Raw genomic sequence first — 17,379 nt, forward strand, 5'->3', positions numbered from 1 at the left:
GAAATCTCCTACGTCAAAAAGAAATCTTGTCCGACAAAAAATGCCTCCCAGCGATGAAATGCAGTTGACGGTTATCTTTTAAGTTGTACGATGACCTACAACTTCGGCGAAGGCTGAACGGTCCACTCACAAAAAAACGTTGCTACCAGGGTGTTCGAATAATGAATCCACAAGAACTGAAGTCCATCCTCTCCGCCGGCCTGCTGTCGTTCCCGGTGACCGATTTCAATGCTCAGGGCGATTTCAACCGCGCTGGCTACATCAAACGCCTGGAATGGCTGGCCCCGTACGGTGCTTCAGCCCTGTTCGCCGCCGGTGGCACCGGTGAATTCTTCTCCCTGGCCGCCAGCGAATACTCGGAAATCATCAAGACTGCCGTCGATACCTGCGCCAGCAGCGTGCCGATCCTCGCCGGTGTCGGTGGTTCGACCCGCCAGGCGATCGAATACGCACAGGAAGCCGAGCGTCTGGGCGCCAAAGGCCTGTTGCTGCTGCCGCACTACCTGACCGAAGCCAGCCAGGACGGCGTCGCCGACCACGTTGAGGCTGTGTGCAAATCGGTCAACATCGGTGTCGTGGTCTACAACCGCAACGTCTGCCGCCTGACCGCGCCGCTGCTGGAACGCCTGGCCGAGCGCTGCCCGAACCTGATCGGTTACAAGGACGGTCTGGGTGATATCGAGCTGATGGTGTCGATCCGTCGTCGCCTCGGTGATCGCTTCAGCTACCTCGGTGGTCTGCCGACCGCTGAAGTCTACGCCGCTGCCTACAAGGCCCTGGGCGTGCCGGTCTACTCCTCGGCGGTGTTCAACTTCATCCCGAAAACCGCGATGGACTTCTACCACGCCATTGCCCGTGAAGATCACGCCACCGTCGGCAAGATCATCGACGACTTCTTCCTGCCGTACCTGGACATCCGCAACCGCAAGGCCGGTTACGCCGTGAGCATCGTCAAGGCAGGCGCCAAGATCGCCGGTTATGACGCAGGCCCGGTGCGCGCGCCGCTGACCGACCTGACCCGCGAAGAGTACGAAATGCTCGCCGCGCTGATCGACAAGCAAGGTGCGCAGTAACACAACCCTATAAACAAGGCCGCTGAGCAATCAGCGGCTTTTTGCGTCAGGAGAATGATTCGTGACCAAGCGCTATGACAACTACATCAACGGTGAATGGGTCGCCGGCAACGATTACTCGGTCAACATCAACCCGTCCGAGCTGAGCGACACCATCGGCGATTACGCCAAGGCTGACCTGGCCCAGGTCAACGCCGCCATCGACGCCGCGCGCGCCGCGTTCCCGGCGTGGTCGACTTCGGGCATTCAGGCCCGCCACGACTCGCTGGACAAAGTCGGCACCGAAATCCTCGCCCGTCGCGAAGAGCTCGGCACCCTGCTGGCCCGGGAAGAGGGCAAGACCCTGCCGGAAGCCATCGGTGAGGTGACCCGCGCCGGCAACATCTTCAAGTTCTTCGCCGGCGAGTGCCTGCGTCTGTCCGGCGACTACGTGCCGTCGGTGCGTCCGGGCGTCAACGTTGAAGTCACCCGCGAAGCCCTTGGGGTGGTTGGCCTGATCACTCCGTGGAACTTCCCGATTGCCATCCCGTCGTGGAAAATCGCCCCGGCCCTGGCCTACGGCAACTGCGTGGTGTTGAAGCCGGCGGATCTGGTGCCGGGTTGCGCCTGGGCGCTGGCCGAAATCATCTCCCGCGCAGGCTTCCCGGCCGGCGTGTTCAACCTGGTGATGGGCAGCGGTCGGGTGGTGGGTGAAGCACTGGTCAACAGCCCGAAAGTCGACGGCATCAGCTTCACCGGCTCCGTCGGTGTGGGGCGTCAGATCGCGGTCAATTGCGTGTCGCGCCAGGCCAAGGTTCAGCTGGAGATGGGCGGCAAGAACCCGCAGATCATTCTCGACGACGCCGACCTTAAGCAAGCGGTCGAGCTGTCGGTGCAGAGCGCGTTCTACTCCACCGGCCAGCGTTGCACCGCGTCGAGCCGACTGATCGTCACCGCCGGGATTCACGACAAGTTCGTCGAAGCCATGGCCGAGCGCATGAAGTCGATCAAGGTCGGCCACGCGCTGAAGGCTGGCACCGACATCGGTCCAGTGGTCTCGCAAGCGCAGCTTGAGCAGGACCTGAAGTACATCGACATCGGCCAGTCCGAAGGTGCGCGCGTAGTCAGTGGCGGCGGTCTGGTGACCTGCGACACCGAAGGCTACTTCCTCGCGCCGACCCTGTTTGCCGACAGCGAAGCATTGATGCGCATCAGCCGCGAAGAGATCTTCGGCCCTGTCGCCAACATCGTTCGCGTGGCCGATTACGAGGCTGCACTGGCCATGGCCAACGACACCGAATTCGGTCTGTCGGCGGGTATCGCCACCACGTCGCTGAAGTACGCCAACCACTTCAAGCGTCATTCCCAGGCCGGGATGGTGATGGTCAACCTGCCGACCGCCGGTGTCGATTACCACGTTCCGTTCGGTGGCCGTAAGGGTTCATCCTATGGCTCACGTGAGCAAGGCCGCTATGCGCAAGAGTTCTACACGGTCGTGAAGACCAGCTACATCGGTTCCTGATCCACGCAATACCTGTGGGAGCTGGCTAGCCAGCGATAGCATCACCGCGGAGTGACTGATACAACGAGTCGCCTGCATCGCTGGCAAGCCAGCTCCCACAACGACCAAAGAAGATCCACCCGCGCATAAAAATAATCAGTGGGAGTACATCTACATGCAATCGTCCAAGCCGACTCACGTCCGCTATTTGATCCTGCTCATGCTGTTCCTGGTGACCACGATCAACTACGCCGACCGCGCCACCATCGCGATCGCCGGTTCCAGTCTGCAAAAAGACCTCGGCATCGACGCGGTCACCCTCGGCTACATCTTCTCTGCTTTCGGTTGGGCCTACGTGGCCGGGCAAATCCCCGGCGGCTGGCTGCTCGACCGCTTCGGCTCGAAAAAAGTCTATGCCCTGAGCATCTTCACCTGGTCGCTGTTCACCGTGCTGCAAGGCTTCGTCGGTGAGTTCGGCATGTCCACGGCCATCGTCGCGCTGTTCATGCTGCGTTTCCTGGTCGGTCTGGCCGAGGCGCCGTCGTTCCCCGGCAACGCGCGCATCGTCGCAGCCTGGTTCCCGACCGCTGAACGTGGCACTGCATCGGCGATCTTCAACTCGGCGCAATATTTCGCCACCGTGTTGTTCGCACCGCTGATGGGCTGGATCGTGTTCACCTTTGGCTGGGAGCACGTGTTCATCGTCATGGGTATTCTGGGCATCGTGTTCTCGCTGGTCTGGCTGAAGGTTATCCACAGCCCGCGCCAACACCCGATGGCCAACGAAGCAGAAGTGAAGTTCATCGCCGACAACGGCGGTATGGTCGATATGGACCAGAAGCAAGGCAAAAAGGCTGACGGCCCGAAATGGGATTACATCCGTCAGTTGCTGACCAACCGCATGATGCTCGGCGTTTATCTGGGCCAGTACTGCATCAACGGCATCACCTATTTCTTCCTGACCTGGTTCCCGGTGTACCTCGTGCAGGAACGCGGCATGACCATCCTCAAGGCCGGTTTCATCGCCTCGTTGCCGGCGATCTGCGGTTTTATCGGTGGCGTGCTCGGTGGGGTGATTTCCGATTACCTGCTGCGCAAGGGCCATTCGCTGACCTTCGCCCGCAAGGCGCCGATCATTGCCGGTCTGCTGGTTTCGAGCAGCATCGTGGCGTGCAACTATGTCGACGTTGAATGGATGGTGGTCGGCTTCATGGCCCTGGCATTCTTCGGCAAAGGCGTGGGCGCACTGGGCTGGGCGGTGGTGTCCGACACCTCGCCGAAACAGATTGCTGGTCTGAGCGGTGGCCTGTTCAACACCTTCGGCAACATCGCGTCGATCACCACCCCGATCGTCATCGGCTACATCATCAGCTCCACCGGTTCGTTCAAATGGGCACTGGTGTTCGTCGGCGCCAACGCGCTGGTGGCGGTGTTCAGCTATCTGGTGATCGTCGGCCCGATCAAACGTGTCGTGCTGAAAGAGCCACCAACCAACGGTGGTTCCGAAGCGACTGGTAAATTGTCTCAAGCGCATTCCTGAGGAGCGGCGTCATGCAGTTGATTGAACATTCCGACTCGCCGCGCTACATCCGCCTGCACGAGCGGGACAACGTAGTGGTAGTGGTGAATGACCAGGGCGTTCCGGCCGGCACCGAATTTGCCGATGGCCTGGTGACGGTGGATTTTGTGCCGCAAAGTCACAAGGTCAGCCTCGTGGATATCCCCGAGGGCGGCACGGTGATTCGCTACGGCCAGATCATCGGCTACGCGTTGCAGCCGATTCCCCGTGGCAGTTGGGTCAAGGAAGATCAACTGCGCATGCCGACCGCGCCACCGCTGGACAGCCTGCCGCTGTCCACCGATGTACCGGCCGCCCAGGCACCGCTGGAAGGCTTCACGTTCGAGGGTTATCGCAACGCCGACGGTACCGTCGGCACGCGCAACATTCTCGGGATCACCACCACCGTGCAATGCGTCACCGGGGTGCTGGATCACGCGGTGAAGCGGATCAAGGATGAACTGCTGCCCAAGTATCCGCACGTCGATGACGTGGTGGCGCTGACTCACAGTTACGGTTGCGGCGTGGCCATCACCGCCACCGACGCCTACATCCCGATCCGTACCGTGCGCAATCTGGCGCGCAACCCGAACCTGGGTGGTGAGGCGCTGGTAATCAGCCTGGGCTGCGAGAAGTTGCAGGCCGGGCAGGTGATGCATGAGGACGATGCGTCGGTGGATCTGAGCGAGCCGTGGCTGTATCGCTTGCAGGATTCCAGTCACGGTTTCACCGAGATGATCGAGCAGATCATGGAGCTGGCCGAAGTCCGCTTGAAGAAACTCGACCAGCGCCGCCGGGAAACCGTGCCGGCGTCCGAGTTGATCCTTGGCATGCAATGCGGTGGCAGCGATGCGTTTTCCGGCATCACCGCCAACCCGGCACTGGGTTACGCCTCGGACTTGCTGCTGCGGGCGGGGGCGACGGTGATGTTTTCCGAAGTCACCGAAGTGCGCGATGCGATCTACCTGCTGACCTCACGGGCCCAGAGCAAAACCGTTGCCGTGGAACTGGTGCGCGAGATGGACTGGTACGACCGTTATCTGGCCAAGGGCGAAGCAGACCGTAGCGCCAATACCACGCCGGGCAACAAGAAAGGCGGGTTGTCGAACATCGTCGAGAAGTCGTTGGGCTCGATCGTGAAGTCCGGCAACAGTGCGATCAGCGGTGTGCTCGGCCCGGGAGAGCGCTTCAAGCAGAAGGGTTTGATTTTCTGTGCGACGCCGGCGAGTGACTTTGTCTGCGGCACTTTGCAACTGGCGGCGGGAATGAACCTGCATGTGTTCACTACCGGTCGTGGTACGCCTTATGGTCTGGCCATGGCGCCAGTGGTGAAGGTCTCGACCCGTACCGAGCTGGCGCAGCGCTGGCCGGATCTGATCGATATCGACGCCGGGCGGATCGCTACCGGTCGCGCGTCCATCGAGGAGTTGGGCTGGGAGTTGTTCCACTACTACCTGGATGTGGCGAGCGGCAAGCAGCAGACGTGGGCGGAGAAGCACAAGCTGCATAACGACATTACGTTGTTCAATCCGGCGCCTATTACTTGAGACCGAGTCGCCTGCATCGCGAGCAAGCTCGCTCCCACAGGGATCTTCTTTGTTACACAAATTGTGTAATCATCAAAGATCAGTGTGGGAGCGAGCTTGCTCGCGATAGCGGTCGACCAGACGCGGGAGAACTTGTGGCTTATCATTAGCCCCCTAACGACGCTCACCTCCAAGGCTCCCCGGCATGTTGGCTATCTTCCTCGAAACCCTGAACATCACCGCGCCGGTGTTTGCCATGCTGTTTCTGGGTGTGCTGCTCAAGCGCATCGACTGGATCAACGACAACTTCATCCATACGGCCTCGTCGCTGGTGTTCAACGTCACCATGCCGGCGCTGCTGTTTCTCGGCATTCTGCATGCCGACCTGCACGCCGCACTGCAACCGGCGCTGCTGATCTATTTCTCACTCGCTACGCTGGTCAGTTTTGCCGTGGCCTGGGGCTGGGCGATTTTGCGCTGCCCGCGCGAGGATCGCGGCATCTACACCCAAGGTGCGTTTCGCGGCAACAACGGGGTGATCGGCCTCGCACTGGCGGCGAGCATGTACGGCGACTACGGGATCTCCCTCGGGGCGATTCTCGCGGCGCTGGTGATCCTGTTCTACAACACCCTGTCGACCATCGTGCTGGCGGTCTATAGCCCGGTGATCAAGTCCGACCCGTGGAGCATCTGCAAAAGCGTGGTCAGCAATCCGCTGATCATCAGCGTGATCGCAGCCGCACCGTTCGCTTATTTCAAGATCGGTCTGCCGGGCTGGCTGGAGACGTCCGGCCAGTACCTGGCGCAAACCACGCTGCCGCTGGCGCTGATCTGCATTGGCGGCACACTGTCGCTGGCGGCGCTGCGCAAGAGCGGCAAGATGGCGCTCAGTTCGAGTCTGGTGAAGATGATCGGTCTGCCGGTGATCGCCACTTTGGGCGCATGGCTGTGGGGCTTTCGCGGGGCGGAGCTGGGGATTCTGTTTCTGTACTTCGGCAGCCCGACCGCCGCCGCCAGTTTTGTCATGGCCCGTGCGGCGCAGGGCAATCATGAACTGGCGGCGGCGATCATCGTACTGACCACGTTGATGGCGGCGATCACCACCAACATCGGGATCTTCTTTTTGCAGTGGGGCGGGTGGATCTGAGACCGGCGCTTATTCAGGCTTCTGGTAACTGTCGATCACTTCCTGCGCCGCACGAAACGCATCGATCGCCGCCGGCACGCCGGCATACACCGCGCAATGCAACAGGGCTTCGCGGATCTCATCGACCGTGCAGCCATTGTTCAACGCGCCGCGCACGTGACCTTTCAATTCCTGCGGGCACTTCAACGCGGTCAGCGCGGCGAGGGTGATCAGGCTGCGGGTTTTCAGCGGCAAACCTTCGCGATTCCACACGCCGCCCCAGGCGTGTTCGTTGACGAAATCCTGCAAGGGTTGGGTGAACTCGGTGGCATTGCCCAGCGCGCGGTCGACAAACACGTCGCCCATTACCTGACGGCGGACTTCAACCCCGGATTTCTTCGATTCGGTCATGGCACATCCCTCTTGTGGTGTTGGCGGCGCCAGGCGCGCACGGACGTGAAAAACAGAAACGTCAGCAGCGTCGGCAGCACATAAAACAGCATCAGTCGCTCGAGTTTGCCGGCCAGTGGCATGCCGGTGGTGAACGACACCACGTGCAACCCGTACGCCAGGTACAAACCTAGCAACAACAAACCTTCGGCCCGGGTCACGCGATAGCCGGAATAGAACACCGGCAGGCACAGCGCCGCGACGCCGAGCATCACCGGCAAGTCGAAATCCAGCGCGTTTGGCGAGATCGACAACGGCGTCGGCGCGATCAGTGCGGTGATGCCCAGCACCCCGAGCAGGTTGAACAGGTTGGCGCCGATCACGTTGCCGACTGCAATGTCCCGCTGACCGCGCAGCGCGGCAATCAGCGAGGTGGCGAGCTCCGGCAGCGAGGTACCGACTGCGACCACGGTCAGGCCGATCACCCGCTCGGAGAATCCCAGGTCAGTGGCGACGACCACGGCTGCACCCAGCAGCAAGTGCCCGGCGAACACCAGCATGCCCAGACCGCCGACAATCATCAGCAGGCTGGTGAACCACGGCGCCTGCGGATCGTGCGGTTGATCGGAATGCGGGCGGGTCGAGTGCCGCGACTGGCGCAGCAACAGACCAAGGTAAAGCGCCAGGGCACCGAGCAGCAGAATGCCGTCGAAGCGCCCGAGTTCTTCATTCCACGCCAGCACGAACACCAGAAGGCTGGCGCCGATCATCAACGGGATGTCGAGGCGCACCAGTTGCCGCGATACCCGCAGCGGAATGATCAGCGCCGACAGGCCGAGGGTGACGAGAATGTTGAAAATGCTGCTGCCGATCACGCTGCTGACGGCGATGTCCGGCGTGTGTGCCTGCACGGCTTGCAGGCTGACGGCCATTTGCGGGGCGCTGCTGCCGAGGGCGACGATGGTCAGGCCGATGATCAGCGGTCGCACATGCAGGCGCGCGGCCAGGCGCACGGCGGCGCGCACCATCAGCTCGGCGCCGACGATCAGCAGGAACAGCCCGCTGAGCAATTCGATCACGCTGATCAGCGGTAAGTCGGTCAGTCCGAAAATGGTGGACGCTCCATCAGTCGTCGAGGGCCTGGATCCGGACCCGGGCGGTTCCACTGCGCAGCATACCGAGCTGTTCGGCCGCAGCACGTGAAACATCGATCAGGCGGCCACGGGTGTGCGGGCCGCGGTCGTTGATGCGGACCACGACGGACTCATCGTTTTTCAGGTTGGTGACCTTCACCCGGGTGCCGAACGGCAACTGGCGGTGGGCGGCGGTCAGGGAATTCTGGTTGAACGCTTCGCCGCTGGCGGTGCGTTTACCGTGGTGTTTGGCACCGTAATAGGAGGCGACGCCGGTCTGGTCATAACCGTGCGGGTCGATGACATCGGTGCTGGCGCAACCGGCCAACAGGGAGAGCAGGGCGCAGCTGATGAATAGACGCTTCATTCAAAGGTTTCCAGAAACCATTGTGGGAGCGAGCTTGCTCGCGATGGCGATCTGACAGTCACTCTTGCTGTGTCTGAAATTGCGCTATCGCGAGCAAGCTCGCTCCCACAGGGATCAGAGCCAGGTTTGAAATCTGGCTCCATTGTGGTCAGCCTTCGAGCTTGCTTTTCAGCAGTTCGTTCACTTGCTGCGGATTGGCCTTGCCTTTGGAAGCTTTCATGGCCTGACCGACGAAGAAGCCGAACATCTTGACGCGCTTGGCTTCGTCTGCCGCGCGGTATTGCTCGACCTGCTCGGCGTTGGCCGCGAGCATTTCGTCCAGCACCGCCGAGATCGCGCCGGTGTCGGTGACTTGCTTCAGGCCGCGCTTTTCGATGATCTCGTCTGCGCTGCCTTCGCCGTTGGCCATCGCTTCGAACACAACCTTGGCGATCTTGCCGGAGATGGTGTTGTCCTTGATGCGCTGCAGCATGCCGCCCAGTTGCTCGGCAGAAACCGGCGAATCCTCGATGTCCAGATTCTGCTTGTTGAGCAGGCTGCCCAACTCGACCATTACCCAGTTAGCTGCCAGTTTGGCGTCGCCGCCGATGGCTGCGACTTTCTCGAAGTAGTCCGCTTGCTCACGGCTGGTGGCCAGCACGTTGGCGTCGTAGGCCGACAGACCGAACGCACTCTGGAAGCGCTCGCGTTTCTGCGGTGGCAGTTCCGGCAGGGTGGCGCGCACGTCGTTGAGGAACGAATCCTCGATGACCACCGGCAGCAGGTCCGGATCGGGGAAGTAACGGTAGTCGTTGGCTTCCTCTTTGCTGCGCATCGGACGGGTTTCGTCCTTGTTCGGATCGTACAGACGGGTCTGCTGGATCACTTTGCCGCCGTCTTCGATCAGGTCGATCTGACGCTGGATCTCGGAGTTGATCGCCTTCTCGATGAAGCGGAACGAGTTGACGTTCTTGATCTCGCAGCGGGTGCCGAATTCAACCTGGCCTTTCGGACGGATCGACACGTTGCAGTCGCAACGCAGCGAGCCTTCGGCCATGTTGCCGTCGCAGATGCCCAGGTAACGTACCAGCGCGTGGATCGCCTTGACGTAGGCCACGGCTTCCTTGGCGCTGCGCATGTCCGGCTCGGAAACGATTTCCAGCAGCGGCGTGCCGGCACGGTTCAGGTCGATGCCGGTGGCACCGCTGAATTCTTCGTGCAGGCTCTTGCCGGCGTCTTCTTCCAGGTGCGCGCGGGTGATGCCGACGCGTTTGACTGTGCCGTCTTCCAGGGCGATGTCCAGGTGGCCCTTACCGACGATCGGCAATTCCATCTGGCTGATCTGGTAGCCCTTCGGCAGGTCCGGGTAGAAGTAGTTTTTACGGGCGAACACGTTGTGCTGACCGATCTCGGCGTCAATCGCCAGACCGAACATCACCGCCATGCGCACCGCTTCCTGGTTCAGCACCGGCAGCACGCCGGGCATACCCAGGTCGATCAGGCTGGCCTGGGTGTTCGGCTCGGAGCCGAACGTGGTGGAACTACCGGAAAAGATTTTCGACCGGGTGGTGAGCTGGGTGTGAATCTCCAGCCCGATCACGACTTCCCATTGCATGTGTGTCTCCTCAGAAGCCGGTTGGGGTGCGGGTGTGCCAGTCAGTGTTCAACTGATACTGGTGCGCAACGTTGAGCAAACGGCCTTCCTGGAAATACGGAGCGAGCAGTTGCACGCCAACCGGCAGACCATCGACAAAACCGGCCGGCATCGACAGGCCCGGCAGGCCCGCGAGGTTGGCGGTGATGGTGTAGACGTCTTCCAGGTAGGCAGCGACCGGGTCGCTGTTCTTGGCGCCGAGTTTCCAGGCCGGGTTTGGCGTGGTCGGGCCGAGGATGATGTCGACTTCATTAAAGGCGGTCATGAAGTCGTTCTTCACCAGGCGGCGGATCTTCTGCGCTTTCAGGTAGTAGGCGTCGTAGTAACCGGCGGACAGCGCGTAGGCACCGACCATGATCCGGCGCTGTACTTCAGGCCCGAAGCCTTCGCCACGGGAGCGCTTGTACAGGTCTTCCAGGTTCTTCGGATCTTCGCAGCGGTGGCCGAAGCGCACGCCGTCGAAACGCGACAGGTTGGAGGAGGCTTCTGCCGGGGCGATCACGTAATACGCAGGAATCGCGTGCTGCATGTTCGGCAGGCTGATTTCCTTGATCACGGCACCGAGCTTCTGCAGCTCCTTGATGCTGTTCTGGATCAGGTCGGCGATGCGCGGGTCGAGACCGGCACCGAAGTATTCCTTCGGCACGCCGATGCGCAGGCCTTGCAGCGAGCCATTCAGACCGGCGGCGTAGTCCGGCACCGGCTCATCGATGCTGGTGGAGTCGTTCGGATCGAAGCCAGCCATACCTTGCAACAAAATCGCGCAGTCTTCGGCGGTGCGAGCCAGGGGGCCGCCCTGATCGAGGCTGGAGGCGTAAGCGATCATGCCCCAGCGCGAAACGCGACCGTAGGTCGGTTTCAGTCCGGTGAGGTTGGTGAACGCGGCCGGCTGACGGATCGAACCGCCGGTGTCGGTGGCCGTTGCGGCAGGCAACAGACGAGCGGCAACCGCCGCCGCCGAACCGCCGGACGAACCGCCTGGGACGTGTTCCAGGTTCCACGGGTTTTTCACCGCGCCGTACCAGCTCGACTCGTTGGCCGAACCCATGGCGAATTCGTCCATGTTGGTCTTGCCCAGGGTTACGGTGCCGGCGGCAGCCAGTTTCGACACCACGGTGGCGTCGTACGGGGCCTTGAAGTTGTCGAGCATCTTCGAGCCGCAGCTGGTGCGAATGCCCTGGGTGCAGAACAGGTCCTTGTGGGCGATCGGCGCGCCAAGCAGCGCGCCGCTCTCACCATTGGCCCGGCGCGCGTCGGCGGCTTTCGCCTGCTCGAGGGCCAGCTCTTCGGTGAGGCTGATGAAACTGTTGAGCTGCGGGTCGAGCTGGGTAATGCGCGCCAGCAGGACTTTGGTCAGCTCTTCGGAAGAAAACTTTTTATCGGCGAGACCGCGGGCGATCTCGGCCAGAGTCAATTGATGCATTGCAGGCTCTTTCCCTTTAGTCGATGACTTTCGGAACCAGGTACAGGCCGTTTTCGACCGCTGGTGCGATGGACTGATAAGCCTCGCGGTTATTGCTTTCGGTCACGACGTCGGCGCGCAGGCGCTGACTGGCTTCCAGCGGGTGGGCCAGCGGCTCGATACCGTCGGTATTGACCGCCTGCATTTCGTCGACCAGCCCGAGAATGCTGTTGAGGGCCGAAGTGATGTGTGGAAGATCGGCGTCATTAAGGCCAAGGCTGGCCAGATGAGCGATTTTTTCCACGTCGGAGCGTTCTAGCGCCATCGGGTTTCTCCAGTGGAAAACAGGACGGACGGCGTCCGTGTGTTAGATTGTCGGAACACTACCGCACTTCTACGGTCATAAGGCCGCGATTGTGGGGCTTGGTGCACAGAAAAGCGGCCAATTTAACATATTGGCGCCTTGCCCAAAATCCCTGTCGTTGTTAGAGTTTGCCGCACTTTTTTACCCACGCGTTGCCTAGGGTCCCTTTCCCATGTTCAAGAAACTGCGTGGCATGTTTTCCAGCGATCTTTCCATTGACCTGGGCACTGCCAACACCCTTATTTACGTGCGCGAGCGCGGTATCGTCCTGAATGAGCCATCGGTTGTGGCCATTCGGACACACGGTAACCAGAAAAGTGTCGTTGCTGTCGGCACCGAGGCCAAGCGCATGCTCGGCCGTACGCCGGGCAACATTGCTGCCATTCGTCCGATGAAGGACGGCGTGATCGCCGACTTCAGCGTCTGCGAAAAGATGCTGCAATACTTTATCAACAAGGTTCACGAAAACAGCTTTCTGCAGCCCAGCCCTCGTGTGCTGATCTGCGTTCCATGCAAGTCCACCCAGGTTGAGCGTCGCGCCATCCGTGAATCGGCCCTTGGCGCCGGTGCCCGTGAAGTGTTCCTGATCGAAGAGCCGATGGCCGCTGCGATCGGTGCCGGCCTGCCGGTTGAAGAAGCACGCGGCTCGATGGTCGTGGATATCGGTGGTGGTACTACCGAAATCGCGCTGATCTCCCTGAATGGTGTGGTCTATGCCGAATCCGTACGCGTTGGCGGCGACCGCTTCGACGAAGCGATCATCACCTACGTGCGCCGCAACTACGGCAGCCTGATCGGCGAATCCACCGCCGAGCGCATCAAGCAGGAAATCGGTACGGCCTACCCGGGCGGCGAAGTTCGCGAAGTCGACGTTCGCGGTCGCAACCTGGCCGAGGGTGTTCCACGCGCATTCACCCTGAACTCCAATGAAGTGCTGGAAGCTCTGCAAGAGTCGCTGGCTACCATCGTTCAGGCCGTGAAAAGCGCTCTGGAGCAATCGCCGCCGGAACTGGCTTCCGACATCGCCGAGCGTGGCCTGGTGCTGACCGGTGGTGGCGCGCTGCTGCGTGACCTCGACAAGCTGCTGGCCCAGGAAACCGGTCTGCCGGTGATCGTTGCCGAAGATCCGCTGACCTGCGTCGCTCGCGGCGGTGGCCGTGCATTGGAAATGATGGACAAGCACACCATGGACCTGCTCTCCAGCGAATAAGTCGCCGGGTGCAATACGTGGGTGAGCGCACAGGCAGCACTTTGCAGTGCTGCCTGTTGGCGTTTATCTTCTGTCAGTCTTCATCCAGGCCGGTTTGATGCCGTATGAATAAACAGAACATTTGCCTGGGAGGAGCGGCTTATTAAACCGCTTTTCGCCAAGGGCCCCTCACTGGGCGTGCGCTTGTTGGTGCTGGCCGTGCTGTCGGTTGCGCTGATGGTCGTTGATGCGCGCTTCAGCCTGCTTAAACCCGTACGCAGCCAGGCCTCTCTGGTGCTGATGGACGCCTACTGGATTACCGACCTGCCCGGACGGTTGTGGGAAGGTATCGCCAGCCAGTTCGGCAGTCGCACCGAGCTCGTCGCCGAAAATGAAAAACTCAAGTCGGAGAACCTGCTGTTGCAGGGGCGCATGCAGAAGCTTGCCGCCCTCACCGAGCAGAACGTCCGTCTGCGTGAGTTGCTCAATTCTTCCGCGCTGGTCAACGAGAAGGTCGAAGTGGCCGAGCTGATCGGCATGGACCCCAACCCTTTCACCCATCGCATCATCATCAATAAAGGTGAGCGTGATGGCGTGGTGCTCGGTCAGCCGGTGCTCGATGCGCGCGGTCTGATGGGGCAGGTGGTCGAATTGATGCCGTACACCTCCCGAGTGTTGCTGCTGACCGACTCCACCCACAGCATTCCCGTGCAGGTGAACCGTAACGGTCTGCGGGCGATTGCCAGCGGCACCGGTAACCCGGAACGCCTCGAGTTGCGTCACGTCGCCGACACCGCCGATATCAAGGAAGGGGACCTGTTGGTCAGCTCCGGTCTCGGCCAGCGTTTCCCGGCCGGTTACCCGGTGGCGACGGTCAAGGAAGTGATCCACGATTCCGGCCAGCCTTTCGCCATCGTTCGCGCCGTGCCGACCGCCGCACTGAACCGCAGCCGTTACCTGCTGCTGGTATTCAGTGACAACCGCACCGCCGAAGAACGCGCCAACGATGCCGCCCAGGCTCAGGAAAACCTCGATGCTTTCGGTGGCGGTCCGGTGATTCCGGCCACGGTGCCGAAAGTCGTCACCCCGCCTGCCGCCGCGACAAGCGCTGCCACGGTGACTCCGTCGGCTGCGCCTGCCGCCAGCACCACGCCGGCCAAACCCGCTGCAAGCAAACCGCCTGCAGCCACACCAGCGGCCAGCAAACCACCGGCGAGTCAGCCTGCTCGACCAGCGGCCAAACCGCCTGTCACTGCGCCGGCCACAACCGGGAGGCAAGAATAATGGTGGGGGCTACCGCATCGCGTAACGGCTGGATTGTCTGGCTGACGTTTATTGTCGGCATACTGCTCAGCGTATCGCCATTGCCCATTTTCATGGAAATCCTGCGCCCGCTCTGGCTGGCCTTGCTCCTGACTTTCTGGGCTTTGTATCTGCCGCATACCGTCGGCATGGTCACGGCGTTCTGCCTGGGACTGGCCGAAGATGTGCTGCAGGGCGATCTGCTCGGTCAGAATGCCTTGATCCTGACCCTGATCACGTTCCTGGTGCTGTCGTTGCAGCAACGCCTGCGAATGTTCCCGATGTGGCAGCAGTGCCTGGTGATTCTGGTGATCTTCGGCCTCGCCCAGCTTGTACAGCTTTGGCTCAGTGCCTTGACCGGCAACCGTCAGCCGACCCTCGCGCTGGTACTGCCGGCACTGGTCAGTGCCTTGCTCTGGCCATGGGTCAGCTTCGCTCTGCGTGGATTGCGCCGGCGCTACAAAATCAACTGATTCGGTCAGGCATTTGCCCGTACCAGTGCCTTGCCTCGCAAATGAGGTTCTTTTTGGGCGAGTGGCTGTTGTTGCCAGACAAGGCGCCGTGACGAGTCATAGCGTGCTATGGCGAGGAGCGGCAACGCAGTATGGCAACAACAGACGCCGACCATAGGGAACAGCATTTGTGAGGCAGGGCACCAAACAGGGAGATGTCTTGATGAAAAAGCTTTACCTCGCCTCAGGATCGCCGCGTCGGCGTGAGTTGCTCACGCAGATCGGCATCCCGTTTACCGCCATCAGCGCGGATATCGATGAAACCCCTCTCGTCAATGAATCCCCATCGGCCTATGTCGAGCGTCTGGCGCGCGGCAAGGCCGAGGCCGGGCGGCGCACCGTCGTTTCCGACGTAGCGTTCTGCGTACTGGGCGCCGACACCGCCGTGGTGCTGGACGGCAAAATTCTTGGCAAACCGGTGGACGAAGCCGATGCATGCGCCATGCTGATGATGTTGTCCGGCAAGGAGCATGAAGTGCTGACGGCGATCGCCGTGCTCGACGGCGAGCGCTGCGAGTCGCGTGTGGTGCGCAGTCTGGTGCGGTTCCGGTCGATCAGCCGCGAAGAAGCCGCCGCCTACTGGGCCAGCGGCGAGCCCCGGGACAAGGCGGGTGGCTATGGCATTCAGGGGCTCGGCGCGGTGTTCGTCGCCGGCCTCAATGGCAGTTACTCGGCGGTCGTCGGCTTGCCGGTGTGCGAAAGCGCAGAACTGCTCGGCCATTTCGGCATACCCTGTTGGCAAACCCTGAACGCGCAATGAGCGTCGAACGGACAAGATGCGGCCATTATCGTGAACATGCCTGAACGAGACCCTGCCATGAGTGAAGAGATTCTGATCAACATCACGCCGATGGAATCGCGCGTGGCGGTGGTCGAAAACGGTGTGCTGCAAGAAGTGCACGTCGAGCGTACGCAAAAACGCGGGATCGTCGGCAACATCTATAAAGGCAAGGTGGTGCGGGTCCTGCCGGGCATGCAGGCGGCATTCGTCGACATCGGCCTGGATCGCGCGGCATTCATTCACGCATCGGAAATTTCCCTGCGCGAAGGCCCGGCGGTGGAAAGCATCAGTTCCCTCGTGCACGAAGGCCAGAGCCTGGTGGTGCAAGTCACCAAGGACCCGATCGGGTCCAAAGGTGCGCGGCTTACCACGCAACTGTCGATCCCTTCGCGCTATCTGGTGTACATGCCGCGCACCGCTCACGTGGGCATTTCCCTGAAGATCGAAGACGAAGCCGAGCGCGAACGCCTCAAGCAGGTAGTCAGCGACTGCGTGGCCAAAGAAGGCATCAAGGAGGCCGGCGGCTTCATTCTGCGCACCGCCGCCGAGGGCGCCGGGGCTGATGAAATCCTGATGGACATCCGCTATCTGCGTCGTCTGTGGGATCAGATCAACGAGCAGATCAAGACCATCGGCGCACCGAGTGTGATCTACGAAGACCTCGGTCTGGCGCTGCGCACCCTGCGCGATCTGGTCAGCCCGAAGATCGAGAAGATTCGCATCGACTCCCGGGAAACCTTCCAGAAAACCACGCAGTTCGTCGCCGAACTGATGCCGGAAATCGCTGATCGTCTGGAGCATTACCCGGGTGAACGACCGATCTTCGACCTGTATGGCGTCGAAGACGAAATCCAGAAAGCCCTGGAACGCAAGGTGCCGCTCAAGTCCGGCGGCTATCTGGTGATCGACCCGGCGGAAGCCATGACCACCATCGACGTGAACACCGGGGCGTTCGTCGGTCATCGCAACCTCGAAGAAACCATCTTCAAGACCAACCTCGAAGCCGCGACTGCGATTGCCCGGCAGATGCGCCTGCGCAATCTGGGCGGGATCATCATCATCGACTTCATCGACATGGAAGACGAAGAGCACCAGCGTCAGGTGCTGCGTACCCTGGAGAAACAACTGGAGCGCGATCACGCCAAGACCAACATCATCGGCATTACCGAGTTGGGCCTGGTGCAGATGACGCGCAAGCGCACCCGCGAAAGCCTTGAGCAAGTGCTGTGCGAACCGTGCAGCAGCTGTCAGGGCCGGGGCAAGCTGAAAACCCCGGAAACCATTTGCTACGAGATTTTCCGCGAGATCCTGCGTGAGGCCCGGGCCTATCAGGCCGAGGGTTATCGGGTGCTGGCGAACCAGAAAGTCGTAGATCGCTTGCTCGATGAAGAGTCCGGTAATGTGGCCGAACTTGAAGGTTTCATCGGGCGCACCATACGCTTCCAGGTAGAAACCATGTATTCCCAGGAACAATATGACGTGGTGCTGCTCTGAACCCCTGCGTCACCCTTTTCCTGAAACGGCTGGCCTCAGCTTTTTGCAG

Annotated in this window: 16 protein-coding genes; 10 read left to right on the plus strand and 6 right to left on the minus strand. The window is 61.1% G+C overall.

Annotated elements, in window-relative coordinates; all coding sequences use genetic code 11:
- Positions 1-161: 161 nt before the first annotated feature.
- The 5 genes from kdgD to IHQ43_RS04480 all read left to right on the plus strand — a co-directional run bounded on the left by kdgD (position 162) and on the right by IHQ43_RS04480 (position 6,784).
- Entirely contained in the window at positions 162-1,073 is a 912-nt protein-coding gene (gene kdgD / locus IHQ43_RS04460; RefSeq protein ID WP_192563517.1) for a 5-dehydro-4-deoxyglucarate dehydratase, read from the plus strand.
- A gap of 61 nt (positions 1,074-1,134) precedes the next feature.
- The gene (locus IHQ43_RS04465) at positions 1,135-2,574 is read left to right on the plus strand and encodes an aldehyde dehydrogenase family protein (RefSeq protein ID WP_192563518.1); all 1,440 of its coding nucleotides are present in this window, start codon (positions 1,135-1,137) and stop codon (positions 2,572-2,574) included.
- A 154-nt stretch (positions 2,575-2,728) separates the two neighbouring features.
- Entirely contained in the window at positions 2,729-4,093 is a 1,365-nt protein-coding gene (locus IHQ43_RS04470; protein ID WP_192563519.1) for an MFS transporter, read from the plus strand.
- Between the two features lie 11 nt (positions 4,094-4,104).
- Positions 4,105-5,658, plus strand: a complete 1,554-nt coding sequence (gene garD / locus IHQ43_RS04475; protein WP_192563520.1) for a galactarate dehydratase — start codon at positions 4,105-4,107, stop codon at positions 5,656-5,658.
- A gap of 184 nt (positions 5,659-5,842) precedes the next feature.
- Positions 5,843-6,784 (plus strand): AEC family transporter, encoded by a 942-nt coding sequence (locus tag IHQ43_RS04480; protein WP_192563521.1) that lies wholly within the window; start codon positions 5,843-5,845, stop codon positions 6,782-6,784.
- A gap of 9 nt (positions 6,785-6,793) precedes the next feature.
- On the opposite strand, the gene IHQ43_RS04485 is transcribed toward IHQ43_RS04480, so the two are convergent.
- The 6 genes from IHQ43_RS04485 to gatC form a co-directional block, all read right to left on the minus strand.
- Positions 6,794-7,174, minus strand: a complete 381-nt coding sequence (locus IHQ43_RS04485) for a carboxymuconolactone decarboxylase family protein (protein WP_192563522.1) — start codon at positions 7,172-7,174, stop codon at positions 6,794-6,796.
- Entirely contained in the window at positions 7,171-8,232 is a 1,062-nt protein-coding gene (locus tag IHQ43_RS04490; RefSeq protein WP_192563523.1) for a calcium/sodium antiporter, read from the minus strand. Before IHQ43_RS04490 ends, IHQ43_RS04485 begins: the two co-directional genes overlap by 4 nt.
- Positions 8,233-8,278: 46 nt before the next feature.
- Positions 8,279-8,653, minus strand: coding sequence for a septal ring lytic transglycosylase RlpA family protein (locus IHQ43_RS04495; protein WP_192563524.1), 375 nt, complete (start codon positions 8,651-8,653; stop codon positions 8,279-8,281).
- Between the two features lie 148 nt (positions 8,654-8,801).
- Complete coding sequence (gene gatB / locus IHQ43_RS04500; protein ID WP_192563525.1) at positions 8,802-10,247, minus strand: Asp-tRNA(Asn)/Glu-tRNA(Gln) amidotransferase subunit GatB; 1,446 nt, start codon at positions 10,245-10,247, stop codon at positions 8,802-8,804.
- Positions 10,248-10,257: 10 nt separating this feature from the next.
- Positions 10,258-11,709, minus strand: a complete 1,452-nt coding sequence (gene gatA, locus IHQ43_RS04505) for an Asp-tRNA(Asn)/Glu-tRNA(Gln) amidotransferase subunit GatA (RefSeq protein ID WP_192563526.1) — start codon at positions 11,707-11,709, stop codon at positions 10,258-10,260.
- Positions 11,710-11,725: 16 nt separating this feature from the next.
- Positions 11,726-12,013 carry an Asp-tRNA(Asn)/Glu-tRNA(Gln) amidotransferase subunit GatC gene (gene gatC, locus IHQ43_RS04510; RefSeq protein WP_007953612.1) on the minus strand — a complete coding sequence of 96 codons (288 nt, stop codon included), beginning with the start codon at positions 12,011-12,013 and terminating at the stop codon, positions 11,726-11,728.
- A gap of 211 nt (positions 12,014-12,224) precedes the next feature.
- On the opposite strand from gatC, the gene mreB reads away from it, so the two are divergent.
- The 5 genes from mreB to rng all read left to right on the plus strand — a co-directional run bounded on the left by mreB (position 12,225) and on the right by rng (position 17,330).
- Positions 12,225-13,262 (plus strand): rod shape-determining protein MreB, encoded by a 1,038-nt coding sequence (gene mreB / locus IHQ43_RS04515; RefSeq protein WP_002555108.1) that lies wholly within the window; start codon positions 12,225-12,227, stop codon positions 13,260-13,262.
- Between the two features lie 177 nt (positions 13,263-13,439).
- Positions 13,440-14,525 (plus strand): rod shape-determining protein MreC, encoded by a 1,086-nt coding sequence (gene mreC, locus IHQ43_RS04520; protein WP_244142241.1) that lies wholly within the window; start codon positions 13,440-13,442, stop codon positions 14,523-14,525.
- Positions 14,525-15,016 (plus strand): rod shape-determining protein MreD, encoded by a 492-nt coding sequence (gene mreD / locus IHQ43_RS04525; protein WP_064382544.1) that lies wholly within the window; start codon positions 14,525-14,527, stop codon positions 15,014-15,016. Before mreC ends, mreD begins: the two co-directional genes overlap by 1 nt.
- A 202-nt stretch (positions 15,017-15,218) precedes the next feature.
- On the plus strand, positions 15,219-15,815 hold the full coding sequence (locus IHQ43_RS04530; protein ID WP_192563527.1) for a Maf family protein: 597 nt from the start codon (positions 15,219-15,221) through the stop codon (positions 15,813-15,815).
- A 57-nt stretch (positions 15,816-15,872) separates the two neighbouring features.
- Positions 15,873-17,330 (plus strand): ribonuclease G, encoded by a 1,458-nt coding sequence (gene rng, locus IHQ43_RS04535; protein WP_085685711.1) that lies wholly within the window; start codon positions 15,873-15,875, stop codon positions 17,328-17,330.
- Positions 17,331-17,379: the final 49 nt, after the last annotated feature.

The organism is Pseudomonas gozinkensis, from assembly GCF_014863585.1.
In the GTDB taxonomy this organism is placed as follows: Bacteria; Pseudomonadota; Gammaproteobacteria; order Pseudomonadales; family Pseudomonadaceae; genus Aquipseudomonas; species Aquipseudomonas gozinkensis.